This is a genomic window from Micromonospora sp. NPDC049799, assembly GCF_040656655.1.
Classification (GTDB): Bacteria; Actinomycetota; Actinomycetes; order Mycobacteriales; family Micromonosporaceae; genus Micromonospora.
In genome coordinates, this window is record NZ_JBFAMU010000918.1 from 1 (window position 1) to 1052 (window position 1052).

At 74.3% G+C, this 1052-nt stretch carries 1 protein-coding gene and 1 pseudogene; one reads left to right on the plus strand and one right to left on the minus strand.

Annotated features, from left to right (window positions below; genetic code table 11):
- The first annotated feature begins 123 nt into the window (after positions 1-123).
- The gene (locus tag AB0I76_RS30625; RefSeq protein WP_357042830.1) at positions 124-975 is read left to right on the plus strand and encodes an acyltransferase domain-containing protein; all 852 of its coding nucleotides are present in this window, start codon (positions 124-126) and stop codon (positions 973-975) included.
- Here the strand turns inward: AB0I76_RS30625 and AB0I76_RS30630 are convergent.
- Positions 964-1052: pseudogene (locus AB0I76_RS30630) on the minus strand (response regulator); the annotation flags it as partial. The gene AB0I76_RS30625 and the pseudogene AB0I76_RS30630 sit on opposite strands and share 12 nt — an antisense overlap.

Consider the following 1052-nt stretch of genomic DNA (forward strand, 5'->3'; position numbering starts at 1 on the left):
CTGGCCGGCACCGGCCGGGCCCACCTGCCGTACCGGACGGTCCTGCTCGGGCGCGACCGGGCGCAGCTGCTGGCCGCCGCCGCGCCGCCGGCCGACCCGGTCGCGGCGACCCGACCGCCCCGGATCGCATTCCTCTTCTCCGGTCAGGGCAGCCAGTTCTTCGGCATGGGCCGCGAGCTGTACGCCACCGAGCCGGTGTTCCGCGACGTCTTCGACGAGTGCGACCGGCGGCTGGCGCCGGCGCTGGGCGCCTCGCTGGCCGACCTCGTCCTGCACGGCGACGACCGGACCGCGATCAACGAGACGCGCGTCACCCAACCGGCCCTGGTCACCCTGGAAGTGGCGCTGGCCGAGCTGTGGCGCTCCTGGGGCGTCACCCCGGCCGTGGTGATGGGTCACAGCGTCGGCGAGATCTCCGCCGCCATCGTGGCCGGCGTGCTGGACCTGCCCGCCGGCCTCGACCTGATCGCCGAGCGGGCCAGGCTGATGCAGGCCACCCGTCCTGGTGCGATGCTCGGCGTGGTCGCCTCCGAGCAGCGGGTGCGTGATCTCGTCGCGGGCACCGGCCTGGACGTGGCGGCGGTCAACGGCCCCGAGGCCACCGTGGTCTCCGGGCTGCCCGAGGAGATCGAGGCCCTCACCATCCGGCTGCGCGCCGAGGGCGTACGGCACCGTGCGCTGAGCGTCTCGCACGCGTTCCATTCGCGACTGCTGGACCCGGCGCTCGACGATTTCCGGGCCGTGTGCGCCACGCTTCGCCACGACGCCCCGGCCCTCCCGGTGATCTCCAACCTGAGCGGAGCGGTGGTCGGAACCGACACGTACGACGCCGACTACTGGGTGCGCCACGCCCGCCAGCCGGTCCGCTTCCACGCCGGCGCCGGGCAGCTCGCCGCGCTCGACGTGGACGTCTGCCTGGAGATCGGTCCGGACCGTACCCTGGTGAACCTGGTCCGGACCGCGGGCCTCGCGTAAGGGCTTCACCAGGTACGCCATCGCGCCGGCCGCCCGCGCCCGCTCCACCAGGTCGCGCTGGCTGAACGCGGTCAGGA